Origin of the sequence: Hymenobacter busanensis (genome assembly GCF_008727865.1) — a bacterium.
In the GTDB taxonomy this organism is placed as follows: Bacteria; Bacteroidota; Bacteroidia; order Cytophagales; family Hymenobacteraceae; genus Solirubrum; species Solirubrum busanense.
In genome coordinates this window covers 280,521-302,501 of sequence record NZ_VTWU01000004.1, presented here as the reverse complement: position 1 = coordinate 302,501, position 21,981 = coordinate 280,521, and the positions used below count along the sequence as shown (strand labels likewise).

The following is a 21,981-nucleotide window of genomic DNA, read 5'->3' as shown; positions in this document are numbered from 1 at the left end:
TCCTTGCAGATTCACCTCGACGCCGTACTTTTGCACTCACCAAACGCAAACGGCGCGCGGTATTTTCAAATGGGGGATTAGCTCAGCTGGCTAGAGCGCTTGCATGGCATGCAAGAGGTCATCGGTTCGACTCCGATATTCTCCACCAAAAGCCTCCTACGGTTCGTAGGGGGCTTTTTTGTTTTTCAGCTTTATCCGGTAACAAGCGGGCTGGTGTAGACAACCGTGCGGGCCAGGGCTGCGTTAGCCAACGAACTTCACGCATCTGTCCACTCCAAAATCCTGTTTCCATGGCCGACACGACGGTAACCAAAATTGACTCGCGGCACTCGCCCAAAGGCCCTGAGGGCCAGAAGTACTTGGCATCCGGCCTGCACGTTTCCATGCGCTTGTGGGAAGACGAGCAGCCCGGCGAAGCGAAAGAGCCCGTCAGCCGCGCCTACGAAACAGTAGGCTTCGTGGTAAGCGGCCGAGCCGAGCTGCACCTCGAAGGCCAGACGGTATTGCTGGAGCCCGGTAACTCCTGGGTAGTGCCTAAAGGCGCCTCGCACACCTACCGGATTCTAGAGCCGTTTACAGCCGTGGAAGCTACCACGCCTCCCGCTCAAGTGCACAACCGCGACCAGTAGCGGAACCGGGTTTGTATCGGCCCGTCCTCCGGGGCGGGCCGATATAATTCAACGAATAATCAATGTTAACTATATTATTTTCAACTAATTAAACTAAATATTTTTCATCTAGTCAAAAGGCTATTTGCAGACAATGAGCGGCGGGTAGCACGGCGTTCCGGCTAAAAAAATACAAATCCAAGCGGCTTGCCAGCGGTGCGGACTCAACCTGTGCCGGGTGAGGTACGTTGAGGGCATACACTTTTTTCCGGTTGGGATATGCGACACACCTTACGCTTACTGCCTGGCCTGCTAACGCTCAGCTTGCTTTCGACAGCTGCCCGCGCGCAGGGACCGGCAACCCTCTTCATCAACGACCTTTCGACAGCCGGCGACGTGTACACCACGGCCCCCGGCAACGACGCAACCGGCAACGGCTCGACCGCAGCACCTTACGCTACGGTTGCACGCGCATTGGAATCGGCCGGCGCGGCTACTGCTACCGTTTTCGTTGATGCCGGTACGTATTCTGAACAAGTCGTGCTTAGCCGCAACGTGAGCTTGCAGGGCGCTGGCACGGTAACAGCCAGTCCGGCTTCGGCCACCATATTCGACGGAGGGCTGGCCCCTTCCAGTTCACAGTCATTCGTATCGGGCATCTTCATCACGGCCAGCGGCGGCACCGCGGGTGCGCCCGTCACCATTGCGGATATGACCATCCGCAACTACGACCTTGGCATTCAGACCGACATTTCCAGCAGCAAGAACTACTTCCTGCTTGAGGACGTGGAAACGGTCAACAACCGGCAGTTCGGGATTTACTGGAACGGGCAGGGCGGCGCCCAGCCCGGTACGTCCAATATCATCTTTCGCCGCGTGCGGGCTTCGGGCTCGGCGGCTGCGCCCAATACCAGCAACAACGGCGCGGGCCGTGGCCTGTACATGGTGAACGGCAACAAGCAGCACATTCTCATCGAAGACAGCTTCTTTGAGAACAACCGCCGCGCGGGCATCGACATCAACGACGGCAGCATCGGGGACCTCACCATTCGGGGCTGCCGGTTTGGCGGCAACTTGGGTGCGGCCATGTCTATTCTGGGTATCGGGGGCGTGCGCGACGGCGGCGGCACCTACACCAGCATTGCGGCCCTGCTCGAGAACAACGCCATCATCAACAACTTCTCGAACGGGTTTGAGCTGAAGTCGTGCACGGGCACGGGCAAAGCCAGCGGCCCCGGCAGCTTGGTGGTGCGCAACAACCGCATTGTGCGCCAGATCATCACCAACTCGCCCGATCCGTCGTTTGACAACGCCGGCATTGCCTTCGTCGACCGCGACCGGGCTTCGGCCGGGGCGCCGTCGGTAGGCGGGGTAAACGGCGACCTGGTAACGGGTGGCGCCTGGATTGAAGGCAACACAATTCGTGGTTACTACTCCACGCCCAACTCGTCGGCATTCAACGTCAATGCGTTCGGCATGGTGCTGGAAGGCAGCAACAACAAAGTGGTGTATAACCAGGTCAGCCAGTGCCAGTTTGGTATTCAGGTGCAGGACCGGCCCACAGGTTCGTCTAGCCAAATCAACCCGTATTTTGGTGGTACCGGCAACGTGCTGCTGGTTTCGGCCGGCGACAGTATCCGCCAGAACCGCATCGACAGCTGCCAGGTAACCGGTATCCGGGCCATCAACCTTACCAACGTGGTGGATGCCGCGCTGAACTGGCTCGACGGCACCTCAGCAGCCGAAATACGCGGGGCTACCGGATTCGGCGGGCGCGTGCGCACGCTCAACGGCAGCTTCACCGAAGTATCGTCGCTCACGCCCACGGGCCGCATCGACTACAACCCCTTCCTCAACAGCCGCACCGACGTATCGGCAGCGGCTGGCTGGCAAGGTGATTTGAGCTTCCTGAACGTGAACCAAGACAGCCCGGCGGCTGGCTCTACGGGCCGGCTGGGCGAAGGCGCCAGCCTGGTGCTCGACGGCGGAACAGTGGAAGCCTTGGCCGGCGTGTACAGCGAAAACGCCGTCGTTACCAAGAGCTTCACGCTCACGCAGGAAGGTGCTGGCTCGCTCACGCTTACCGATCTTACCCTTAACGGCGTGGGCAAAACGCTGACGCTGGGCGTGCCGCTGCTGCTCAGCAATAGCCTCACCCTTACCAACGGTTTTGTGGCTACTACCGCCACCAACCTGCTGACCATGCCCGACAATGCCACCAGCACCGAAGGCAACGCGGGCAGCTACGTCGCGGGCCCGCTCCGCAAGCTCGGCAACGATGCTTTCGTCTTTCCGCTCGGGCGCGACGGGGTGTGGGCGCGCCTGGCTATTTCGGCCCCCGCCGATGCGGCCAGCTCTTACACCGGCGAGTATTTCGCGCAGCCCTACAGCAGCGGCACCTTGTCGCCGCCCTTAGTGCGCGTGAGCCGCGTGGAATACTGGACGCTCACGCACGACGCCGGGAGCGGCTTGGTGGCCGTGCGGCTGTACTGGGAAAACGGCACACGTAGCGGCATCGTCGACCCCGGCACGCTGCAAGTGGCCCGTTTCGATGGCGCTACGTTTGTGAGCGAAGGCAACGGTGGTACCACGGGTTCGGCCGCGGCCGGCTCGGTGGTTTCGGCGGCCGCAGTGAGTGGCTTTGGCGTCTTTTCTTTCGGCTCGACGACGCCCATCAACCCGCTGCCCGTGGAGCTGACGGCTTTCTGGGCCGAAACAGAAGGCGACGGCGCCGCCCGCATTCGGTGGAATACAGCTACCGAGAAAGACAACGCCGGGTTCGAAATTGAACGCTCGATAACCGGCGAGTCTTGGCAGAAAGTAGGGTTTGTACCCGGTCAGGGCACTACGGCGCACCCGCAGGCCTATTCCTGGCTTGACGTGGCTGGCCTTGGTGGCAAAGTGTACTACCGCCTGCGCCAGCTCGATACCAACGGCAAAGCCACGTACTCGATGGTAGCGGCCGTGAAGCTGCAGCTTGCCCAGCAGGCCCTGGCTCTTTACCCTAACCCCGCCAAAGACCAGGTAACGCTTCGCCTCCCGGGCGCCGGAGCCGGGCCAGTGCAAGTGCAATTGACCGACCTTACGGGTCGGGTAGTGCTGCGCACCACGGTGCTATTTAAAGGCACCGAGGCAGTGCTTCCGCTAACTGGCCAGGTGAAGCCCGGCGTGTACTTGCTGCAGGTGAACGGCACGGGCCAAAAGGCAACCATGCAGCGCTTGGTAGTGCAGTAAATCACTGTATTGCTGCTGAACAAGAACGGCCGGTCCCACATAGGACCGGCCGTTCTTGTTCTTGGGCAAAGGGCACACGCGAGCTTGCTCGCTGCGGCTACTTCAGTAACTCGACGCTACGAATTTCGTCGCCGATGTCGAGGCGGTGTACCACGTCCATGCCGCGCTCTACTTGGGCGAAAATGGTGTAGCGGCCATCGAGGTGGGGAGTGGGGCTATGGGTGATAAACCACTGGCAACTCTCAGTGTCTTTGCCGGCCGAGGCCAAGCCCACGGCACCCTCGCCGTAGTGCAGGTCGGCAAATTCCGAGCGAAGGGTGTAGTCGGTGCCACCCCACCCGTCGCCGCGTGGGCAGCCGCCCTGGGCCACAAAATTGGGTACCACCCGGTGAAAGTTCTTGTTGGCGTAGAAGTCCTGCCGCACCAGCTGCACAAAGCTGGCAACCGAGCCTGGGGCGTCTTCCACCAACAAACGCAGCACTACGTCGCCGCGAGAGGTGTGCACCATGGCACGCTGTGCGCTGGGCACGGTTTGCACCAAAGCCCAGTCGATGGGGTGCTGCGCGGCCGCGCTGGGCAGCGGGGTGGGCGCAGCTTTATTTTCGAGGTAGTCGAGGGCTTGCTGCAAGGCTTGCCAGGCTTCGATATCACGCGGCAGGGCAATGCGCTGCTGGGCCGTGCGCAGCAGTGCCAGGTTGCGGAAGTCGCGGCGCAGGTCTAGTTTCGGCTCTTTGAGGGCCCCAGCCGCCGTACCAATCAGCGCCACGTCGTTGCTGGCCAAGGCTTTTTCGAGCGTGCTCACGAACAGCGGCTGCTGAGCCGCCGGAAAACCGGCCAAGCTGCGCAAGGCTACCAGGGCTTCGATGCCGTAGGTGCTGATAACGGGCACTTGCTTGGGCGCAAACGTAGCCTGCTCGATGAACGCGTAGGCTGCCGGGTCTTCGCCCAGCGCCTTGAGCAGAAAAGCCCGCTCGTAAGCATCGGTAGCGGCCGTATAGCGCTGCTCAATAGCCTGCCGGATGCTGGGTTTTTCTTCGGTGCCGGCGTGGTGCAGGGCTGCCGCCAGCAACACGCTGCGGGTGCGCCAATTGCTTATTCGGGCTGCCCGGTCGAGAAAAAGCTTGCCGGTTTCGCCGGTGGCCTGGGCCAGGAAAAACTCGGCGGCCGTAACGGACACCTGCGCATTGGCATCGTCGAGGGCGGCCCAGGCGGCTTCCTTTACTTGCGTGTACATGCCGGTTTTCATAGCCCGCAAGGCCGAAACGCGCACGCGGTAGTCTGCGTCGCGGCGCAGAATGCTGCTGAGCGTGCCGGCCAGGGTCGTCGATTTCACTTTGCCCAGCGCCGTGGTAGCGGCCGAGCGCACGGCGTAGCGTGGGTCGGCGGTGGCGGCGGCCGTAAGGGGCGTTTCGTACTGCGTGAGGTCAAGGCGCGGCGTGCGGGACAGGGCGTTGGCAGCGGCCAAGCGGGCACCAACGGGCTGGGTGGCGGCCAGCAACGACACCGTGCGACGCACGGCCGCCTCGGACGTGATGCCGCGCAGGCCGGCGCGGTAGAGGCCCCAGCTTTGCCCCACGAGCGTGAGGGTATCGGGAGCAGCAGGCAGGCGCAGCAGCAGCGGCAGCGTGGTTTGGCCTACGCAACGGCCCAGGGCTTCCAACTCGTAGCGGCGGGCCAAGGCATCGGTTTCGGTGCCGAGCTGGCTGGCCAGCGCCGGGGCGGCGGCACTGTCGGCGGTTTGGCCAAGGGCGTAGGCCGCGGCGGTGCGCACTTCCACGTTGGCATCCGACAGGGTCCCGAGCAGATCGGGCAGGGCGGCGCGGTCTTGCACCGAGGCAAAAGCCAGGGCGGCGGCGCGGCGGTAGCGGGGCTTGGGATGGTGCAGGAAAGGCCGCAGCGTAGCCGTTTGGCGCTGGTCCTGCGCCTCGGCAATGCGGCGCAGGGTGCTATCGGCGGCAAACTGGTTGAGCGGGGCAGTGCTGCTGGTGGGGCGCGAGCTGGTGCAGGCGGCCACGCACAGCAGGCCAAGGCTGCAAGCGGCAGAAACGGTGGCGGAGCGGAACATCATCAGGCCGGAATTTAGGCAAACGCGGCTGGATGAAAGAACCGGCGGGTTGCCGTCCACCGGAAGTTCTTGCTGCTGCACTCCTGCAGCTTGCTTGACGCGAGGCCCACTTTAGCCCAGCCCCGCTCCTACTTCGCCCAGCACGTCGTCGAGCCGGGCAAACAGCTCCTCGTTGCCGTGCTGCTCGTAGCTGGCCAGGGCTTGCTCGAAGGGTTGCAGATCGTAAAGAAAGGCCCGCAGATTGTCGGCGGTCAGGTCGGAAAAGTGGCGACCGTAGTGCAGCTTTTCCACTTCGGCAGCGTTCAGCCATTGCTCAAACTGGGCCGGAATGGGAATGGCGCAAATGGGCTTGTGCAGGTACACGGCTTCCGAAATCAGCGAAAAACCGCCGTTGGTCACTACGGCGCGGGCCGAAGCCAGATCGGCAATGAAGCCGGCCTCGGAAAACGGGCGCAGCTTCACGTTGCCGTGGTCTTCGTCGCGGTTGAAGCCGTAAACCCGAAATTCCTGTTGCGGCAGCTGCTGGAGCATGGGCACCAGATCGGCCTGGTTGGTGCTCGACTGATACACCAGCACGTGCGGCCCAGCGGTGGGCCGGGCCGCCACTATTTCGGGCCGAATGATGGGCGGCACGAGCGTGGTGTCGGTTTTGGTGAGGGGCGGATGAAAGAACGTGGTGACGAGGTAGTGCTGGCTGCGCGGCAGCTTGGCGCGCACCACGTGCCGCGCCAGCTGCAGGTTGGCCCGCTCTTTTTTGGGCACCACCACATCCAGCTGCGTGCGGCTGATGATTTGCATGTTGTCGATGCTAATCACGGGCAGGCGCTGGGCTTTGGCGAAAAAGTAGCTGAACGACTCGAAGTCGGAAATCACGAGGTCGAAGCGGCAGCAGTTGCGCAGCAGGTCGCGGTAGCGCGTGAAATTGAGACGCAGCGAATCGGGTGCGGTGCGCAGCGTGAGCGAGGCCGTGCGGCTTTTCGAGACGCTCAGGTGCTTGTAGGCCAGGTGAAAGCCGCGAATTTCACGCACCCGTTCGCCAAAATTGTCCTGCAGCAGCTTAAACGCCCGGCTGCTGCTCACCACCTGCACGTCGTGGCCGGCATCGAGCAGGTGACGGATAATGACTTTGCTGCGGGTGGCGTGGCCGAGGCCTTCGCCGGGTACACCGTAGAGGATATTCATGGAGCTGCTGAATCGGAAACCGGGCGGCAAGTAACGCAAAAGCGTCGGCTGGTGGGGCGGTTTTGGCTTCGAGGGGCGTCGGAACCGCCTAGAGCGTGCGGCACCAGCACACGTGCGCGGCAGGGCCTTTTCGAAACATAAAGCCACCGGCCGGGCAGCAGTGCTGCCCGCTCAAGAACTGCTTCGACCTGCTCGTGGGCTACCGCGGCCGCACTTTTCTTCTCGAAGTAAAGGCTACGCCAAAGAGCAGCTCACGCTCGGCGAAGCGCAGTTCAAAGCCGACTGGCGCGGCTCGCCCTACCACATCGTGCATTCCGTCGAGCAGGCGCTGGCCATTGTCACGGCTTCGGGGTCTTGACAAACAAAAGCGTTGACGTGCCCTCGCTCGCGTACATCGTCCCCTGCAACACGTACCCTTCCGCGTACAACTGCTTGGCCACCCGGTAATACACCGCCGTGCTTTCGGCCGCATTCTTACTGCTGACGCCCAGAGGCAGGTCCAACTCCTCCACTTTGCCTTCTCCGCGGGTGATAATAACCTTACTCCGGCTGGGAATTTCGATGATTTTCACAATCACCACTTCCGGATCCGCAGCCACGGTTGGATGTACGGCCAGCATCCACAGGCCGGCAACCAGTAATAACAGCTTTTTCATCCGGCCAAGATAGCAACGGCTTTTGCACCCCTAAGCGCCCGCAACGGCGCTTCTACCTTCCACCAGCATGTCCACTACCGCCACTGCGGTGCGCCTGCCGATTATGGCTTGCGCACCTGCCCGCCCCTTCACCATCACCAAGTCACGACCGCGGCTCGCCGCTGCGCCGACTTAAGCCGCGCGCACCCTTCCTGGGCCCAGGAAGGGTGCGCGCCACCGTCGCCCGCAAACTGAACGTGTCCACCGTGCAGCTGCGCTATTTGCTCTGGCAGGCGGAAAAGCAGTAGCCGGCGCAACTCCGTTACGTTTTGGGGCCGCCTCGTTTTGCACTGCGCCCGGCCGGTCGCTTTACACAAGACCTCGTCAGGTCTATTCCGAGTCTTTGTCGTCGGTTTTGTCTTTGTCGCTCCAGCTTGGCTCGTTGGCGGCGCTGCCATAGCGTGGGTCGTCGAGGGCGTAGGCAGCGCGCCGTTCGCTCTCGGAACCGTTGCGGGCGGCGGCCACGGCTTCGGGGTTCTGGTTTTGCTCTACGTGGCCGCGCTGCTCGGCGGGGTTGGCGCGGCGGCTTTCGGGCGAGTAATCTTCGGTGGCCGGGGCGTCTTTGCGGCGAAACTCGCTGAACTCGTCCGGGTTGTCGTTGGCGCCGCTATTGGCGGGCGGGGTTTGGGGCTTTTGCTCGTCGGTGCTCATGGTCGAAGGGTATCGGGAAATGATACCGGCTATACGAAGCTCAACCGTAAAAAGCTGCCTAAACACGCGGCGCGGTGCCCCAGCCTGTTGCTGCAGCACCGCGCCGTGGGCATTCCCTTGAAACCGTTACCGGCCCAGCACCATCACCTTTTGGGTTTGGGTGAAGCCGCCGGTTTCCAGTTGCAGCAGGTACAGGCCCGCGCTCAGCTGGGCCGCGGGCAGCAGCACCTCGTGCGGCCCGGCAGCCCGCCGCTCGTGCCGGAGCAGGGTACGCACCACGCGGCCGTTGGCGTCGCGCAGGGTGAGCGTAACAGGCGCTGCCCGGGCCAGCGTGAACCCTACGTGCAAGGCCTCAGCCCCGGCCGGGTTGGGGTACACGGGGTACAGGTGGTTGCCCAGCGACGTGAGGTCCTTGGTGCTTTGCGCCGACAGCACCATGCTTTCGTCGCCGGCACGGTAGGGTATGGCGTCGAGGTAGAACACGAACATTTCGTCGGTGGTCGACTCGCCCCAGGTCACCTGCTGGGGCGGATCGTGGGGGTTGCGCGGGTTGTTGGGCGTGTTGTCGTAGGTGGCCTCAATGGTGAGGCGCGTGCCGGGCACCAAATGCTGCAGCGCGGGGAAACGATAGGCTCCCTGCCAGTTGAAGTTCCAGTCGTTGATGCGGATGAGCTTGATGGAGTCGCCGTTGGGCTTCACGCCCCAAGCCTTCCAGCTTTTGCCCAACAGGTGGGCGTGAGGCAATACGCTCAGCAGGCTTCCGTCGAGGGGTATCAGCACTTCGGCGCGGAAGGTTTTCACCTGGTTGGCCGGAATCACGAAGGGCCCGTTCGTGAGCTGCAGCACCGATATGGGAATCGTTTGCACGTAGCGCTGCACCGGCTGCCGGCTGAAGAAAATATTGATGGTGGAAGAATCGACTTGCGTGGTGGCCGAGGGCCCATAGTGAATCTGGAGCAGCAGATTGGCCCGGCGGTACAGCTTCTTGCCGATGCCGTTGGGAAAATACCGCGGCTTGGAGCCAGGCACGTAGCCGGCCCAGTTGTCTTCGGTGGGTGTGAAGCCGAAGCCCCCGAACTGGGTGTAGCCGTAACCGGGGTCGAGGGCGTCGCGCTGGGGGCCGCGCTGGGTGGTATCGAGGGCCACAATGGCGTGGTGCACGATGCGCTTGTTGCCGGCCCGGAACTCAATGGCCGCCACGTCGCGGTCGGCGGGCAGCGTCACGGGCAGCACAAACACGCGGTACATGTCCTGGTTGTTGCCCTGGTGGGTGTAGCTCTGCTGCATGGGCACTACCAAGTCGGGCGTGCCCAGCTGGGAGCCGCTGGGGTACGTGGGCACGGCGGGCTCCAGGGCGGGGTTGCCGCGCGGCGCGCCCGCATCCACCCACTGCCGGATGTTGTCGATCTGGGTTTGCGTGAGGGTATTTTCGTCGAGGAAATGGCTGTACGAGGGGTCGGCCTTCCAGGGCGGCATGTAGCGGATGCCTGTCACGTACTTGATGGTGAGGGCGCGTGCTGCTACGTCGGCGTAGCTGGTGAGCGAGAACGGCGCCACTTCACCCGGCCGGTGGCAGGGCGTGCAATGCTGGTAAATAATGGGCGCGATATGCTCGCTGAAGTTGAGGGTCGTGGGTTGCGCCAATGCCCCAACGGGGGCCAGCATCAACAACATCAAGCGTAAAAAGCTGCGTAGAGGGTCCATCATGCAGTGCGGCAAAACGATTGTAGAAGAGGGTAGCAAGCGGCAGTGGCGTTGGGCAGAAGGCAATGGGCCAGTGGCAACCCCCGAAAGAAAAATCACAATGTAGTATAGGCAAAATACCCGCCGCAAGCACTAAGCCCACCGCCCTTTTTAGTTGGCGGCGGGCAACCCTTTGACGTTGATAAAGCAGCCCACAGCCTCTGTGCGGGGCTGCGCCACGGCTTTGCCGGCTACCACGGCCGCCAGCGCATCGGCCAGCTCGTGGGTAGTTACCACGGTGCGGCGCTGCCCCAAGGCTGCATACGCGTTGTCGATGCGGCCTTGATAGGCCACGGTGCGGCCATCGGCAGCCACCACCACCACCTCCGGCGTGATGCGGGCGCCCCAACGGCGGGTGAGTTGCTGGCCCGCGTCGAGTTTCAGCTCGAAAGGCACCTGGTAGGTTTTGCGGAACAGAATAACGTCGGCGGGGCGGGTTTGCTCATCGGGGAACACGCCCACAAAACGTACCCCCCGCGCCGCATACTGCCGGTGTAGCTCGCGCAGCGTCAGCGTGCAACTCTGGCTAATGGGGCAGGTTTCGGCCAAAAATACGTAGACTGTGGCTACCGTGGGCGGTGCCGGAGCAGCAGCCCGCGCCGGGCTCAGCGCCCCAAGCAGCCCAAGAGCCCACCAACAAAGCAATAGAAGACGCGGCGGCATAAACCAAAAGAGCAACAGGCCCGGCAGCCGCCGGACAGTAATGGAAGATACACAATTGTGGCAGGGTTTACCAGCCCGCGCCCCGCAACAGCCGCCCGCGGGCTAGTGGTTCCGCTGCCGCCGAAAGCCGTTGGCAAGCGAAGGGCCGCGCCGCTCGAGGCCCGCTTCGGCGCACATAGCGCAGGGCAAAGGCGCGCCGTAGCACTGCAGGCCCGTGCGGGGCACCCGCACCCACGTTCCGGGGCTGGCAGGCAACCACTCGGTTTCGGGCATTGGAGCGGCTTCGGGCCACAATACGCGGGTGGCAAACTGGCGGGGCGTGGTGCGCAAGTGGTAGAGCGGGTCGCGCATCTGCTGCGCCACCCACAGCCCCAGCAGCGCGGCCACGGCGTAGCGTACTCGCGGCGAAGGCCACGGCCAGTGGGCAGCGGCCCAGGGCCAGAGAGTCGCCGTCAGCATAAAGCCCATACCAAAGCGGAAGTCGGGAGCCACCAGCAGCCAAAACCACGTACCCAGCCACGCCATAATCCACCCTACGGCCCAGCCCGTCTCGGTGGCCGGCACCCCGCGCCGCCAGCGCCACGCGGCCGCCACTACCGACAACGCGGCCGCTACCAAAATGGCTTGCTGGTAGCCGAAGCTCAGTTGCCACCAGTTGGCAAACCAGTCGCGCAGGTGCGGCTGGGGAGTTGCGGCGGCCACGGCGTGTGGCACGTTGCGTGCCAGATTCACGATGAGATTCTGCTCGGCCTGGGCCGCGGTCAGCGGTATTTTCCAGTCTACCGTCAGCACGTCGAGGGCGGGCAGCGGGTACACCAGGTAGCCCGACAGCACGGCGTTGCGCACCACCCAAGGCAATGCCAATACTGCGGCTACGCCTCCCAGGCTCAGCCACCATCCAATGCGCGGCCGCTTTTCAGGTATAGCCCAGGCGGCATGCAGCGCCAGCAACACCACTGGCAGCGCCGACAGCTTGATGGTAACCAACGTCACGGCCAGAAGCACCACCGCCCGAGCCTCGGCCGGTGGCAGCCCCGCCGGATAGCGGCGCCATAGCGCCGCGTAGTGCAGCAGCAGCAGTGCCAGCAGCCCCGTCATGGGTCCATCCGTGAGTGCCGAGGAAAGACGGCTTTGGAACACGTAAAGCAGGAGAAACAACAGCAGCAACGGCACCCACGCGCCGGCGCCGGCCGCCTTGGGGTTTCGCCAGCCCGTTCCCACGGCTCGGGCGGCGGCCACCGCCAGCAAGGCCAGTGAGTAGCTGCTCAGGCCGTAAGCGGGCCCTACCGGCGTGCTTACCCGCAACAAGGCCGTGGGCAAAAACCAGCTGGAATTGAAAGCCAGGCGCCCGTGCAGGTTGCCCAAGCCGGGTACCGCGGGGAAATGTTCGGCCCACTGCAGGGTTTGCAGGGTATACAGGCCCACGTCGAAGCTCATGGGCCGTTGCGAGGCGTACACCACTATCCAGCCCAGCAGAACCACCAGCAGCGCGGCACTCCATTTTTCGGCAGCGCGCCACTGCGCCGGCCAGCCACGCCGGGCCAACGAGCCGATTTCGCGGCGGCAAACCACGGCCCCGATTGCCGTGAGCAGAGCCACCGGCCACCGGGCCGCGCCCACCGGCCCCGCCAACGACCAGAGCTGCAAAAACGCAATCAACGCGCTCAGTCCCACGGCGCTCAACCATTCGGGCGCGGGTGTTGGCTGGTCGGTCGGCCGGCTGGAATGGCCGAGCAACCGGTACGCGGCCGTGCCCCACACGCAGGTGATGAGGGCCGCAACCAGCCATGTAATCAGTACAATGAGCATACGGGGCGCAAAGGTTGGCAAATCTACCCGGCCAACCTCGGCATTTCGGCCCGATTTTCGCCCCGCGCCGAATTACCGGTTTCTCGTCCGTAGTGCCTTTCTTCGCTCCATGATTCGACTCTCCCCCCTGTTGCGCCAGCTTCCGTGGCTGTGCCTGCTGCTGATGGCTGCCTGTACCGCCCCGCGCTCCGTCATTCATTCCGGCAAAGTCACGCCGCGCGGCCAGTTCAAGGCCGGTGGTAACCTGGGCTTCAACGTGGGCACTTCGTCTATTGGCAAGATTACCGGAGCCGTCAAGTCGTTGGCGGAGCAGGCCATTACGCAAGACACGGTGAACTACCGCCCGGCTCTCGACAAAGTCCAGGAAGCGGCTCTGGCCTACGTGCTCGACCCCACCGTAGCTACTTCCGACCTCTACGTGCGCTACGGCGTAGTCGACCGGCTCGACGTGGGCTACAAGTACTCCTTCGGCGCCCACAGCTTCGATGCCATGTACCAGTTCATGGGCCCCACGGGCACGCCCGAAAAGCCCGGCGGACCGGCCAACGCCAACTACGGCAGCGTGGGCCTGCAGTTTTCGACCCAGCGGGCCAAGCTGCCCAACATTCCCTTTCTCGACGATGCCCAGACGCTGCTCGGCTTCACGGCCAAGCGCATTGATTTGCTGGTGCCCGTGGTGTTCAGCCACTCTTTCGGCAACGAAGAGGAAATCGGCAACGTGTCGTATGGGTTGGCCTACAGCCGCTCGTTTGTCAAGTACGGTTTCGAGCCCGGCAAAATTTTCAGCTATGTGCCCGGCTCCACCACCGTTACCGAAAAAATACCCAGCCTGCTGGCGAAGAAAAGCTACGGCGCGCTGGGCGGCTTCGTCAACCTGAAGCTGGGCTACCGCTACGCCTATTTCCTGCCGGCGCTGGCTATTTACTACCAGAACTACGGCACCTACAAGCTGCTCAACAACAAGGAAGCCAAGCTCAAGGGCGTAACCATCATTCCGTCGTTGGGTGTGCAGTTTCGCATTCCGGCCGGCAAAAACCGCTAAGCCGGTTGAGAACAAACGCCACGGGGCCGCGGTCAGTGCTGACCGCGGCCCCGTGGCGTTTTCGGTGGATGACTTTATCGTATCTGGGCTTCCTGCTGATAGTCTTCCGACAGAATCCGGTACCGGTCGAAGATGGAGCGCACGGCCCGGCGCATGGAAACCAGCGCCTGCGAGCCAACCGGGGCCGACACGTTGGACGCGTAGCCCTGCCACACGGCGCGGCCGTTTTTACGCTCAATAAGCGTAATCAGCAGCGTCCCGTCGCTCAGCAGGTAGCGCACCCGCTTGTAACCCTGCTTCTGGTCTTCGGGCGTGTCCTCCGATTCCACTTCCTCCTTTTTCACCCACTGCGTCAAATCGGGCTGGTCGTAGCCGGTGAAGCGCATGGCCCCGTCGAACACCCGGTACGATACCAGCAGATCGGGGCGGCGGTTCACCAGGCGGTAGCCCTGCGAGCGAAGGTGCGTTTGAATGGCCTCGCGCACCGTAGACGACAGCCGGGAAGTATCCGGCTCGGTATTCGACTCCAGGAAGTTGTAGGTGCGGTAGTGGCGGAAATCCCCGGCGTAGCTGTAATCAGACTCAATGCGACTTTCGCGAGCGGCAAAACAGCCGGTGAGCATCCAGCCCAGGAGCAGCACAGCGACGGTAGAGATGGGTTTCATACGCGAGATTGTGTGAGGTTTGGCGGGGACTTGGAAGATACGAAAAAGTCTTAACGACGGTCTGCTTCTGCGCTGATTATCATTTGCTAACTCGGCCATAGTGGGCCAAACGTTGCTTTTCGATATCTTGCCTGTCCGGCTGTGCCGTTTTCCCCGCTTATGCTCCAGTTTTACCTCAACGACCAACTCGTGCGGCCCACCTTGCGAGCCGGCAGCACCCTGCTCGATTACGTCCGCTACCACCAGCACCTGACCGGCACCAAAATCGGTTGCCGCGAGGGCGACTGCGGCGCCTGCACCATGCTGGTGGGCGAGTTGCAGCCCGACGGCGCAGTTCGGTACCAATCCATGACGTCCTGCCTCACGCCGCTCGGCAACGCCCACGGCCGGCACATTGTCACCGTCGAGGGCATCAGTCAACCCGCCGGCCTCACGCCCGTGCAAGAGGCCATTGTGGCCGAAGGCGGCACCCAGTGCGGCTTCTGCACCCCGGGCTTCGTGATGTCGCTCACCGGCCACTGCCTCGGCGGACAGGCCACCGATGAAGCCGGCCGCGCCGCCATCGACGGCAACATTTGCCGCTGCACCGGCTACAAGTCGCTGGAGCGCGCCACCGACCGCCTCACGGCCCAGCTGCTGGAGCGCGACGCCGCCCCCGAGCGCCTAGCCTGGCTGGTGGAACAGGGCTTTGTCCCGGCCTATTTCCAGCAGATGCCGGCCCAGCTGGCCGAGTTACGCGCCGAAACCGTGGCCGACGTAGCCGCCCGCACCGGTGGTCAGCTCACCGAGCCGAACGGCACCGAAACCACCGTAGCCAGCTACCTGCTGGGCGGCGGCACCGACCTGCTGGTGCAGCGTGCCGACGACGTGCTGGCCGCCGAGGTGCAGCTGCTCTACGGCCACGCCGACCGCTGCTTTATCCGCGAGACGCCTGACGGGCGCATCAGCCTGGGCGCCGCCACTACGGTAGAAGATCTGCGCGGCTCGGAGCTGATGCAGCGCCGTTTTCCGCGCCTGCGGCAGCACCTGAAGCTGGTGTCGAGCACGCCCATCCGCAACATGGCCACCGTGGCCGGCAACTTCGTCAACGCCTCCCCCATCGGCGACCTGACCATCTTTTTCCTTGCCCTCGACGCTGAGCTGACCTTGCAGGACGCCGCCGGCCGCACGCGCCAGCTGCCGCTGCGCGAGCTGTACCGCGGCTACAAGCAGCTCAACCGCCAGCCCGACGAACAACTGGTGGAAATCAGTTTCCGGCCGCCGGCTGCCCACGAGGTATTCAACTTCGAGAAAGTCAGCAAGCGCACCCACCTCGACATTGCCAGCGTGAATTCCGCCGCCCGGCTGCGCGTTGCCGATGGTCGAATTCAGGAGGCACACCTTTCCGGCGGCGGCGTGGGACCCACGCCGTTGTACCTGCGCCGCACCTCGGCGTTTCTAGCCGGCAAAGACCTGAACCCCGACACGCTACGCGCCGCCAACGAGGTAGCCCAGCAGGAAATCAGCCCCATCGGCGACGCCCGCGGCACTGAAGCGTACAAGCGTCTGCTGTTGCGCCAGTTGCTGTTTGCGCACTTTCTGGAGCACTTCCCGGCCCAATTCGCGCTGCAGGAATTGGTATAGAATATAGCGCTGATTTTGAGTCGGAACCGGGGCTCTGGGCCCCGATGCGGAACCGCTCAGCCCCACAGTAGCGTGTGCCACACCAGCACCAACTGAAAGTTGGCGCTACATGCAGTCATCAGCAACGACCAAACCGCCCCATCCGGCAACAGGCCGGGCGTTTCGTTCTCTTCCCCTCTTCCATGCACAACCTCGACGCTGCCGGCCACGTGCGCGGCGAATCCCAATACCTCGACGACATTCCGGTGCAGCGCGGCACCTTGCACGCAGCCGTGTACGGCTCGCCTCTGGCCCACGGCAAGCTGCTCAGCCTGAACCTGGAAGCGGCCCGCCGCGCGCCCGGCGTGGTGCGCATCCTTACCGCCCAGGACATTCCCGGCGAAAACCAGATCGGCGGCATCGTGCCCGACGAAGAGCTGCTGGCCGGCTCGCACGTGCATTTTCAGGGCATGCCCGTGGCCTTGGTGCTGGCCGAAACCGAGCCCCAGGCCCGCGCCGCCGTCAAGCTCATCACCGCCGACATCGAGCCGCTGCCCATCATCACCGACCCGCGCGAGGCGCAGGCCAAGGGCGAGCTGATTGTGCCGCCGCGCACCTTCCGCCTCGGCGACCCAGCCGCAGCCTGGGCCGAATGCGCCCACATTATCGAAGGCACGGCCGAAAACGGCGGGCAGGAGCACTTGTACATCGAAACCCAGGGCGCTTACGCCTACCCCACCGATGGCGGCGGGGTGCGCGTGCACTCCTCCACGCAGGGCCCGACGGCGGTGCAGCGCCACACGGCGCGGGTGTTGGGCACGGGTATGCACAAAGTCGAAATCGACGTGACACGCCTCGGCGGCGGTTTCGGCGGCAAAGAAGACCAGGCCACCACCTGGGGCGCCCTGGCCGCGCTGGGCGCCTTCGTGACCAAGAAGCCGGTGAAGCTGGTGCTCGGCCGCCACGACGACCTGCGCATGACCGGCAAGCGCCACCCCTACACCTCCGACTTCAAGCTGGGCCTTTCGGCCGATCTGAAGCTGCTGGCCTACGAAGTAACGTTTTACCAAAACGCCGGTGCGGCGGCCGACCTCTCGCCGGCTGTGCTGGAGCGCACCCTGTTTCACGCCTGCAATACCTACTTCATTCCCAACGTGCGGGCCACGGCTTACAGCTGCCGCACGCATTTGCCGCCCAACACGGCCTTCCGCGGCTTTGGCGGGCCGCAGGGCATGTTCGTTATCGAGTCGGCCATTGCCAAGGCCGCCGACGAGCTGGGCGTGCTGGCCTGGGAAATTCAGCGCCGCAACCTGCTGCAGGACGGGCAGGTGTTTCCCTACGGGCAGCGCGTGGAAGACTGCAACGCCGAATTGAGCTGGCAGGCTGCCGACCAGAAGTTTGAGCTGAAAAAGTGGCAGGCCGAAGTCGACGCTTTCAACCAACAGAGCCCGGTGAGAAAGCGCGGCTTGGCCGTGATGCCCATTTGCTTCGGCATCTCGTTCACCAAAACGGCCATGAACCAGGCCCGTGCCTTGGTGCACATCTACACCGATGGCTCGGTGGGCGTGAGCACCGGCGCGGTGGAAATGGGCCAGGGCGTGAATACCAAGATGATTCAGGTGGCGGCCCGCACGCTTGGCATCAGTCCGAAACGCGTGCGGCTGGAAACCACCAACACCACCCGAGTGGCCAATACCTCGCCCTCGGCGGCTTCGGCCACGGCCGACCTCAACGGCAAGGCCGTGGAAATGGCCTGTCGTGAGCTGCGCACCCGCCTGCTGCGCCACGCGGCCGAGGATCTGAAGATGAACTACGAGGGCCTGGAAATTCAGGACGAGCAGGTGCTGGCCGCCGGCAAGCCCGCCGAAACGAACTGGGAAAAGCTGGTGTCGACGGCATATTGGAAGCGCGTGAACCTGAGCGAAAACGCCCACTACGCCACGCCCGATTTGTGGTTCGACCAGACCCAGGAAAAAGGCCACCCGTTTGCTTACCACGTGTACGGCACGGCCCTGGTGCAAGCCACCGTAGATGCCATGCGCGGCACCTACGACGTGGACGCCGTGCGCCTTGTGCACGATTTCGGCCAGAGCTTTACGCCCGGCATCGACCGCGGCCAGATTGAAGGCGGCCTCGTGCAGGGCCTGGGCTGGATGACGATGGAAGAGCTGATTTACAACCAGGACGGCCGCCTGCTCAGCAATGCCCTGAGTACCTACAAAGTCCCCGACCTCTACAGCGTACCGAAGGTGCTCGACGTGGAATTTCTGGAAACGCCCGGCCACCCCAACGCCATCCTGCGTGCCAAAGCCGTGGGCGAACCGCCGCTGATGTACGGCCTTGGCGCCTACTTCGCCATCCGCAACGCCGTACGCGCCTTCCGCCCCGATGTGCGCCCGGAATTCTCGGCGCCTTTCACGCCCGAAAAGGTGCTGCTGAACCTCTACGCCGCCCGCGAATCGGCAGCAGCGCCGGCCGCTTCTCAAGCATCCGGTGCGGAGGCTTCGGTGCGCAATTGAGTCCAGACACCCGGACCTGATTAAGCAGGCTCATGCGAGAGGCTGCGGATTGAGCCGTTTTTGTGCCGCTGGCCGCTGCTCGCTTGGGCAGCGGCCAGCGGCCTACGAGCATCACAACGAGCCGCCCGGCGAATAAACCCATCGGCTGCCTGCGTAATGTTTTTTCTTACGAATTCTATTGCGGTACTTTAAGGTGCTGACTTCTGCCTGCTTATGCCGAAACTATACATACTGGGTTGTTTACTTCTTGCCGCGGTAGCGGCACAGGCCCAAAGCGGTGCGCCGGGCGTGCGCGGGGCCCGGGCGGCGGCGCTCGGCAATGCCTCCGTTACGCTGGGCGGCGACTTGTGGGCCGTGGGCAACAACGTGGCCGGCCTGGCTCAGCTCACCCGCCCCGAAGTGGGCGTGTATGCCGAAAACCGCTTCCTGATTCCGAACCTCAACAACGCCGCCCTGGCCGCCGCCCTGCCGCTGGGCCGCCAGCCCGAAGGCAGCACCGCCACCACCGCGCCGCACGGCGTGGCTGGCCTGGAGCTGCAGCGCTTCGGCGACAAACGCTACAGCGAGTCGCGCGCCGGCCTGGGCTACGCTTACCGTCTTGGGCTTATCAGCGTGGGCGCCCGCCTCGATATGCTACAGCTGAGCATCGAAGGCCTGGGCAGCCGCCGCACGGTAGCTGCGTCGTTGGGCGGTCAGGCCGATGTGGTACCGCAGAAGCTCACCTTCGGGGTGTACCTCTACAACCTCAACCAAGCCAAGCTGGCCGAGTACCAAGACGAACGGGTGCCCACCGTGCTGCGCGCCGGGCTGGGTTTTCGGCCGACTACCAAAGTGCTGCTGGTGGCCGAAACCGAGAAGGACATTGACCGCGACGCCGATTTCCGTGCCGGCGTGGAGTACCAGGTTGTCGATGCCCTCACGGTGCGCGCCGGCATTGCCACGCTCACCGAACAGGTGTCGGCTGGCTTCGGCCTGCGTTTTGGCCAGCTGCGTGTCGATTACGGCGCCCAGCTCCACAACGTGCTCGGCCTGAGTCAGCATTTGAACGTGAACTTCCGATTGGGTCCGAAACCATGAGCCAGCGGTTGATTACGGAAGTCGTTGGCCGCAAAGCGGCCTCGGCAACGCCTTTCTGGCGGGGCGGCAGGCGGAGCGCCCAATGGTTGGCGGCAGCGCTGATTTCCCTAAGTGCCACTACGGCGCAGGCCCAGGCACCGGAATACCCGCGTCCGCGCCCCGACCTTGACCGGCTAGTGCAGGAGCTGTTTGCCGAGCCCCAGAGCGACAACGTGCCCTACGAGGACCTCTACGAAACGCTGCTGCAATACCTGCAAACGCCGCTCAACCTGAACACCGCCAGCCGCGAGGAGCTGTCGAGCTTGCTGTTGCTGTCGGAGCCGCAGATTACGGCCCTGCTGGAGCATCGCCAGAAAAACGGCCCGCTGCTGAGCCTCTACGAGCTGCAGAGTATCCGCGGCTTCGACCTGCGCACGGCCTACCGGGTGGCTTCGTTTGTGAACGTGGGCGACCAGAACGCCAACTCCACCCGCGGGCCACTCTGGAAACGCATCTGGCAGGAAGACAACAACGCCCTGTTTCTGCGCTACGAGCGGGTGCTGGAAGACCGCCCCGGCTACGCCGGCGCCGACACCACCAGCACCGGCCGGCCCGCCAGCCGCTACCTCGGCTCGCCCGATAAATTCCTCGTGCGCTTCCGCACCAGCCACGCCCGCGACTTCAGCATCGGGTTTTCGGCGGAGAAAGACGCGGGCGAGCAGTTTACTTGGGATGCCAAAACCCGTCGCTACGGCTTCGATTACTACGCGGCCCACGTTGCTCTCTTCGACCGCGGCCGCCTGAAGACGCTTATTCTGGGCGACTACCAGCTGCAGTTTGGGCAAGGGTTGTTGCTGTCGTCGGGCCTGCAGGTGGGCAAGGGAGCCGAAACAATTACCACCCTGCGCCGCAGCAACCTGGGCGCGCGGCCCTACAACTCGGTGCTGGAAAGCACGTTTTTCCGCGGCGCGGCGGCGGCCGTGGCCCTCACGCCCGCGCTTCGTTTCACCGGCTTCGCCTCCAGCAAACGGGTGGACGCCTCGTTGAAAACCGCCGAAGCCGACACCCTGCGGGAGTTCGACGAATTTGCCTCCGGGCTGCTGATTTCCGGCTTTCACCGTACCCAAAACGAACTGGCCAACCGCAAAAACGTGCGCGAGTTCGTGACCGGCGGCGACTTGACCTACGCTCCCACCGGTGGCCGCTTCAACATCGGCCTGACGGGCGTGAACACCCAGCTGAGCACGCCGCTGGAGCGCAGCCTGGAGCCCTACAACCGTTACGAGTTTCGCGGCGACCATAACCTGGCCCTGAGCACGCACTACAGCTACGGCTGGCGCAACGTGAGCCTGTTTGGCGAAACCGCCCGCAGCAGTGGCGGCGGCATCGGCACCGTCAACGGCCTGCTGGCCAGCCTCGGCTCTGATGTGGATGTGTCGGTATTGCACCGCCGCTACGGGCGCGACTTCCATACCCTCTACGGCAATGCGCTGGCCGAAAACACCCGCAACATCAACGAAAACGGGCTGTACTTCGGGCTCAAGCTGCGGCCCATTGCCCGCTGGGAGCTGTCGGCTTACTACGACCAATTCAGCTTCCCGTGGCTGAAGTACCAAGTGGGCGCCCCTTCCCGCGGCTACGACTGGCTGCTGCGCGTGACTTATGCGCCCACCAAAACCAGCCTGCTCTACGTGCAAATTCGCACGCGCCAGAAAGAGTACGACGATGCCCAGCTGACCCAGCCTATGCCGGTACCCGTGCCCACTGTGCGCCGTTCGCTGCTGCTGTTCTACGATACCAGCCCGTCGCTGATTCTGAGCCTGCGCACCCGCTTGCAGGGCACGCACTATCGCGTGAACAACGGCCCCACTACCACCGGCTACTTGCTGGCCCAGGATGTAACCGTGCAGCCCCACCAGCGCCTGCGCCTCACCGGCCGCTACGCCCTCTTCGACACCGACGACTTCAATACCCGCCAATACGCCTACGAGCAGGACGTGCTGTACGCCTTCTCCATTCCGGGCCTTTCGGGTCGGGGCACGCGTATGTACGCTCTGGCTGAGGTTAAGCTCAACCGCCGGCTCACGTTGTGGCTGCGCTACGCCGCCACGCGCTACCGCGACCAAACCACGGTTGGCTCGGGCCTGGAACAGATTCAGGGCCCGCAGCGCTCCGATATAAAAGCGCAGCTGCGCATTGCCCTATAACACCCATTGCCAGAGCTCTGCGCCTTCAAAAGAATTCTTCCCTGCCCGAATATCCCCGCAAGTACGCCGCCCGGCCCTTGCGGGGATTTTTGTTTTATGCATTCTGGCTAACTGCCCATTATAGGGTCATTTCTGCCTTCAACGCTCCATTTTGCCCTTGCACATTCCAGAGGCCGATCAGAAGTTAGCTCCGCAGTTCGTTTGCTTAGGTATAGTGCCGAGCTGGCTTCCTATCGAATT

16 protein-coding genes and 1 tRNA gene are annotated in these 21,981 nt (G+C 63.6%); 9 read left to right on the top strand and 8 right to left on the bottom strand.

The window, feature by feature from the left end:
• Nucleotides 1-71 precede the first annotated feature (71 nt).
• The 3 genes from F0P96_RS12255 (at nucleotide 72) to F0P96_RS12245 (ending at nucleotide 3,842) form a co-directional block, all read left to right on the top strand.
• Nucleotides 72-148 (top strand) — tRNA-Ala (locus F0P96_RS12255).
• A 142-nt stretch (nucleotides 149-290) separates the two neighbouring features.
• Nucleotides 291-629, top strand: coding sequence for a cupin domain-containing protein (locus F0P96_RS12250; RefSeq protein ID WP_151079188.1), 339 nt, complete (start codon nucleotides 291-293; stop codon nucleotides 627-629).
• 258 nt (nucleotides 630-887) lie between these two features.
• Entirely contained in the window at nucleotides 888-3,842 is a 2,955-nt protein-coding gene (locus F0P96_RS12245) for a T9SS type A sorting domain-containing protein (protein WP_151079187.1), read from the top strand.
• Nucleotides 3,843-3,939: 97 nt separating this feature from the next.
• Here F0P96_RS12245 and F0P96_RS12240 read toward each other — a convergent pair whose 3' ends face one another.
• Together F0P96_RS12240 and F0P96_RS12235 are read right to left on the bottom strand one after the other, a co-directional pair.
• The gene (locus F0P96_RS12240; RefSeq protein ID WP_151079186.1) at nucleotides 3,940-5,910 is read right to left on the bottom strand and encodes a peptidylprolyl isomerase; all 1,971 of its coding nucleotides are present in this window, start codon (nucleotides 5,908-5,910) and stop codon (nucleotides 3,940-3,942) included.
• 108 nt (nucleotides 5,911-6,018) lie between these two features.
• Nucleotides 6,019-7,089: an MJ1255/VC2487 family glycosyltransferase gene (locus F0P96_RS12235; protein ID WP_151079185.1), complete on the bottom strand. Its 1,071-nt coding sequence runs from the start codon at nucleotides 7,087-7,089 to the stop codon at nucleotides 6,019-6,021.
• Between the two features lie 160 nt (nucleotides 7,090-7,249).
• Between F0P96_RS12235 and F0P96_RS12230 the strand changes: the two genes are divergently transcribed.
• Nucleotides 7,250-7,447 carry a hypothetical protein gene (locus F0P96_RS12230; RefSeq protein WP_151079184.1) on the top strand — a complete coding sequence of 66 codons (198 nt, stop codon included), beginning with the start codon at nucleotides 7,250-7,252 and terminating at the stop codon, nucleotides 7,445-7,447.
• Here the strand turns inward: F0P96_RS12230 and F0P96_RS12225 are convergent.
• The 5 genes from F0P96_RS12225 to F0P96_RS12205 all read right to left on the bottom strand — a co-directional run bounded on the left by F0P96_RS12225 (nucleotide 7,428) and on the right by F0P96_RS12205 (nucleotide 12,650).
• The gene (locus tag F0P96_RS12225) at nucleotides 7,428-7,745 is read right to left on the bottom strand and encodes a hypothetical protein (RefSeq protein WP_151079183.1); all 318 of its coding nucleotides are present in this window, start codon (nucleotides 7,743-7,745) and stop codon (nucleotides 7,428-7,430) included. The genes F0P96_RS12230 and F0P96_RS12225 overlap by 20 nt on opposite strands.
• A gap of 369 nt (nucleotides 7,746-8,114) precedes the next feature.
• A complete protein-coding gene (locus F0P96_RS12220; protein WP_151079182.1) occupies nucleotides 8,115-8,435 on the bottom strand; it encodes a hypothetical protein in 321 nt (106 codons plus the stop codon).
• A gap of 126 nt (nucleotides 8,436-8,561) precedes the next feature.
• Nucleotides 8,562-10,142, bottom strand: coding sequence for a T9SS type A sorting domain-containing protein (locus tag F0P96_RS12215; protein ID WP_151079181.1), 1,581 nt, complete (start codon nucleotides 10,140-10,142; stop codon nucleotides 8,562-8,564).
• 147 nt (nucleotides 10,143-10,289) lie between these two features.
• Entirely contained in the window at nucleotides 10,290-10,841 is a 552-nt protein-coding gene (locus tag F0P96_RS12210) for a redoxin domain-containing protein (protein ID WP_151079180.1), read from the bottom strand.
• A gap of 102 nt (nucleotides 10,842-10,943) precedes the next feature.
• Complete coding sequence (locus F0P96_RS12205) at nucleotides 10,944-12,650, bottom strand: LIC_10190 family membrane protein (protein WP_151079179.1); 1,707 nt, start codon at nucleotides 12,648-12,650, stop codon at nucleotides 10,944-10,946.
• 109 nt (nucleotides 12,651-12,759) lie between these two features.
• Here F0P96_RS12205 and F0P96_RS12200 point away from each other — a divergent pair, with 109 nt between their 5' ends.
• On the top strand, nucleotides 12,760-13,692 hold the full coding sequence (locus tag F0P96_RS12200) for a hypothetical protein (protein WP_151079178.1): 933 nt from the start codon (nucleotides 12,760-12,762) through the stop codon (nucleotides 13,690-13,692).
• A 74-nt stretch (nucleotides 13,693-13,766) separates the two neighbouring features.
• Here F0P96_RS12200 and F0P96_RS12195 read toward each other — a convergent pair whose 3' ends face one another.
• Nucleotides 13,767-14,357 carry a DUF4136 domain-containing protein gene (locus tag F0P96_RS12195; RefSeq protein WP_160620103.1) on the bottom strand — a complete coding sequence of 197 codons (591 nt, stop codon included), beginning with the start codon at nucleotides 14,355-14,357 and terminating at the stop codon, nucleotides 13,767-13,769.
• Between the two features lie 159 nt (nucleotides 14,358-14,516).
• Between F0P96_RS12195 and F0P96_RS12190 the strand changes: the two genes are divergently transcribed.
• The 4 genes from F0P96_RS12190 (at nucleotide 14,517) to F0P96_RS12175 (ending at nucleotide 21,741) form a co-directional block, all read left to right on the top strand.
• Nucleotides 14,517-15,980, top strand: a complete 1,464-nt coding sequence (locus F0P96_RS12190; protein ID WP_151079176.1) for an FAD binding domain-containing protein — start codon at nucleotides 14,517-14,519, stop codon at nucleotides 15,978-15,980.
• Nucleotides 15,981-16,162: 182 nt separating this feature from the next.
• Nucleotides 16,163-18,478, top strand: coding sequence for a xanthine dehydrogenase molybdopterin binding subunit (locus F0P96_RS12185; protein ID WP_151079175.1), 2,316 nt, complete (start codon nucleotides 16,163-16,165; stop codon nucleotides 18,476-18,478).
• Between the two features lie 213 nt (nucleotides 18,479-18,691).
• Complete coding sequence (locus F0P96_RS12180) at nucleotides 18,692-19,555, top strand: hypothetical protein (RefSeq protein WP_151079174.1); 864 nt, start codon at nucleotides 18,692-18,694, stop codon at nucleotides 19,553-19,555.
• Nucleotides 19,552-21,741, top strand: coding sequence for a helix-hairpin-helix domain-containing protein (locus F0P96_RS12175; RefSeq protein WP_151079173.1), 2,190 nt, complete (start codon nucleotides 19,552-19,554; stop codon nucleotides 21,739-21,741). Before F0P96_RS12180 ends, F0P96_RS12175 begins: the two co-directional genes overlap by 4 nt.
• The last annotated feature ends 240 nt before the right edge of the window (nucleotides 21,742-21,981 follow it).